Raw genomic sequence first — 3,790 nt, forward strand, 5'->3', positions numbered from 1 at the left:
GGCAACTTCGAGCGTCGCGGTCGTCTCGGCAGCTCGACCAGCCATGCGCTTACCGACGTACTTCTCGGTGGACTCGGCGCGGGAGGTCGAGCGGCGGCGCGCTGCGCGGGGATCCGCTCGGTGGTTACCCATCGACTGCTGACTCCTTGGGGGGACGATCCTGCAGGCCGTTTCAACCTGGGCCCTGTCGTCCGAGTCGCCCGAGAAGAGGGCTTCGATCAAGGTGGCCGCCGGGTGGCGACCAGGTGAAACTTGCGTCACCGACCATAACCGATGCCCGGCGGCCCCCGAAATCCCAGGGGGTGTCGCCTGTGGACGATCGTGTGACGGCTGAGTGACGTGCGGGTGACCCGCGACGAGCCCGTGACCGTCGTCACGTCGCCGGGGCCGGACTCGTCCTACTCGCCAGTCACGACTAGTGTGCCCGAGGGTGCGCCGCCGTGCGCACCACCCTCTGACCCAGATGTGAGGACGTAGCAGTGGACCTGATGGAATATCAGGCGAAGGAGCTCTTCGCCAAGCACGGTGTGACGACGACCCTCGGTGTGGTCGTTGAGACCCCCGAGGCCGCGAAGGCCGCCGCCGAGGAATTGGGCGGCGTGACCGTCGTCAAGGCGCAAGTCAAGGCCGGCGGCCGTGGCAAGGCTGGTGGCGTCAAGATCGCCAAGACGCCCGACGAGGCGTTCCAGTACGCGACCGACATCTTGAACCTCACGATCAAGGACCTCCCGGTCAACCGGGTCCTGATCACCCCCGCGACCCCGCCGGAGGAGGAGTACTACTTCTCCTTCCTGCTGGACCGGTCGAACCGCCAGTACCTCTGCATCGCGTCCGTCGAGGGTGGTGTCGAGATCGAAGAGGTCGCGAAGACCAACCCCGACGCCGTGAAGAAGATCGCCATCGACCCCGGCAAGGGTGTCGACGCGGCGAAGGCGCGCGAGATCGCGACCGAGGCCGGCTTCCCGGAGCCCGTCTTCGAGCAGGCCGTCACGATGATCGAGAACCTCTACAAGGTCTTCGTCGAGGAGGACGCCACGCTCGTCGAGGTGAACCCGCTCGCGCGGCTCGCCGGTGACAAGCTGGAAGCCCTCGACGGCAAGGTCTCGCTCGACGAGAACGCCTCCGAGGTGCGCCACCCCGACCACGAGCACTTCGAGATCCGCGAGGACGCCGACCCGCTCGAGGCGAAGGCCAAGGACCTCGGCCTCAACTACGTCAAGCTCGACGGTGCCGTGGGCATCATCGGCAACGGCGCGGGCCTGGTCATGTCGACCCTCGACGTCGTCGCGTACGCCGGCGAGAACCACGGCGGCGTCACGCCTGCCAACTTCCTGGACATCGGCGGCGGCGCCAACGCCGAGGTGATGGCCAACGGCCTCGACGTGATCCTCAACGACGCGCAGGTCAAGTCCGTGTTCGTGAACGTCTTCGGTGGCATCACCGCGTGTGACGAGGTCGCGAAGGGCATCGTCGGTGCTCTCGAGCTCCTCGGCGACGCCGCCACCAAGCCGCTCGTGGTCCGCCTCGACGGCAACAACGTCGAGCTGGGTCGCCAGATCCTGGCCGAGGCCAACCACCCGCTGGTGACCCTCGTCGACACGATGGACGGAGCGGCCGACAAGGCCGCCGAGCTCGCGAACGCCTGAGGGGACGAGACATGAGCATTTACCTGAACAAGGACAGCAAGATCATCGTCCAGGGCATCACCGGTGGCATGGGTGCGAAGCACACTGCCCTGATGATCGAGTCCGGCGCGACGATCGTCGGCGGCGTCAACGCCCGCAAGGCCGGCACCACGGTCACCCACAAGGACGCCGCTGGCGCCGACGTGGAGCTCCCGGTGTTCGGCACCGTGTCGGAGGCGATGAAGGAGACCGGCGCGAACGTGTCGGTCCTGTTCGTCCCGCCGGCCTTCACCAAGGACGCGGCCATCGAGGCGATCGACGCCGAGATGCCGCTGATCGTGGTCATCACCGAGGGCGTGCCGGTCCAGGACTCCGCCGAGGTGTGGTCCTACCTGCAGGGCAAGTCCACCCGGATGATCGGCCCGAACTGCCCGGGCATCATCACGCCCGGCGAGTCGCTGGCCGGCATCACCCCGCACACCATCGCGGGCAAGGGCCCGGTCGGTCTCGTGTCGAAGTCGGGCACGCTGACCTACCAGATGATGTACGAGCTGCGTGACTTCGGCTTCTCGACCGCCATCGGCATCGGCGGCGACCCGATCGTCGGCACCACGCACATCGACGCCCTCCAGGCCTTCGAGGAGGACCCGGAGACCAAGGTGATCGTCATGATCGGCGAGATCGGCGGCGACGCCGAGGAGCGTGCGGCGCTCTACATCAAGGACAACATCACCAAGCCGGTCGTCGGCTACGTCGCGGGCTTCACCGCCCCCGAGGGCAAGACGATGGGCCACGCCGGAGCCATCGTCTCCGGCTCGGCCGGGACCGCGGCTGCCAAGCAGGAGGCCCTCGAGGCCGTCGGCGTCAAGGTCGGCAAGACGCCGTCCGCGACCGCTGCCCTGGCGCGGGAGATCCTGCAGTCGCTGTGAACCCGTTGGTCGAGGAGGTCGCGTAGCGACCGTCTCGAGACCCGAAGCCCCGCCACTCTCGCGAGTGGCGGGGCTTCGTTCCTCTTGTACGACGACGGCTCAGCAGCCAGCCTCGGTGAAGGCGCACATCCGGGCGATCACGTCGGCCGACTCCGCGGTGATCTCGTCGACGATGACGTTCTCCCGGCCCTGCGGGTTGCCCGAGTGGCCGGAGTGGGCGACGACCAGGACGGAGAGGCCGACGCGGACCACGAGGAGCGTCTCCCCGAAGGTCGTCGATGCCCCGTTGAACTCGTCCCAGCCGAGCACGGCGAACGACTCGCCGCCGACGGTGCCTTCGCGAACCGCCCACTTCGGTGTGTAGCCGTCGTCGCGGGTCTCGCCGACCGGGCAGTCCATGAAGATCGTCCGGATGTCCCCGATGGCGGCGATGGCCTCGTCGACCGTGGAGTACGTCGTCAGCTGCCGGGTGCGGTAGTCCTCCACGTTCGACCACTGGGCCGTCAGCCGGTCGGCGTGCGGTGCGTCCGGCAGCGCCGTCTCGCAGGGAGCGAAGGGCAGCGGCTCCAGGTCGCGAGCGGGTCCGACGATGCCGTCCTCTCCGGGCTCGGCCTCGCTGGCGTCCGGCCAGCGGGAGATGAGCGGGAAGTCCGGTGCAATCGCCGGGTTCACGGTGCTGCTGGTGGGTGCCGACGGGTCGGAGGTCGTCGGGGAGCCCGGTTCGTCCGCTGCTCCGTCCAGCCGGTCGGCTGCCTTCGGGATCATCCGCTTGACCGGCGTTCCGCCCTCCTCGTCGAGGAAGTTGTAGTCCTGGCCGTTGATCGTCACTGCGATCGCCGCGATCCGGTCGCCCTGGAGGACGAGGCCGGTCTCGTTGATGTAGCTGGTCTCACCGAGCGGGTCCTCGGCCTCCGGCTCCAGCGTCCAGTTGAGGTCGTAGATGACGGCCTCGGTGCCGGAGGACACGGGGACGGTCCGTGCGTCGGGCACGACGTTGGTGCGGTCGGCATCGGGGAACTCACAGTCGAGGACCCACTGGGCGAACGTGTCGTACGCCGAGCGCGCAGCCGCCGGGGACGTGAACTCCGCGATCTGCTCGACCAGCCGGTCACGAGGCGCCTCCGGTGGGGCGACGTCACCGGGGTCGAGCTGCGGGACGTACTCGAAGGCGCGGGTGAAGCTGTTCGTCGCACCCAGCTCGCTGAGCGCCTGCTGCTGGCACGGGTGGTACACCGC

The 3,790-nt window shown here is 68.4% G+C and carries 3 protein-coding genes; 2 read left to right on the forward strand and 1 reads right to left on the reverse strand.

Annotation, left to right across the window (positions count from 1 at the left end; translation table 11 throughout):
• The first annotated feature begins 479 nt into the window (after window positions 1–479).
• Both sucC and sucD read left to right on the forward strand, forming a co-directional pair.
• Window positions 480–1,646, forward strand: coding sequence for an ADP-forming succinate--CoA ligase subunit beta (gene sucC / locus ACOADB_RS13255; RefSeq protein ID WP_378599260.1), 1,167 nt, complete (start codon window positions 480–482; stop codon window positions 1,644–1,646).
• An 11-nt stretch (window positions 1,647–1,657) separates the two neighbouring features.
• Window positions 1,658–2,554: a succinate--CoA ligase subunit alpha gene (gene sucD, locus ACOADB_RS13260; RefSeq protein ID WP_378599263.1), complete on the forward strand. Its 897-nt coding sequence runs from the start codon at window positions 1,658–1,660 to the stop codon at window positions 2,552–2,554.
• Between the two features lie 99 nt (window positions 2,555–2,653).
• On the opposite strand, the gene ACOADB_RS13265 is transcribed toward sucD, so the two are convergent.
• Window positions 2,654–3,790: hypothetical protein (locus tag ACOADB_RS13265; protein ID WP_378599265.1), on the reverse strand; the 1,137-nt coding region annotated here is incomplete at its 5' end.

This window comes from Nocardioides sp. CPCC 206348, assembly GCF_048654705.1.
Lineage (GTDB): Bacteria > Actinomycetota > Actinomycetes > Propionibacteriales > Nocardioidaceae > Nocardioides.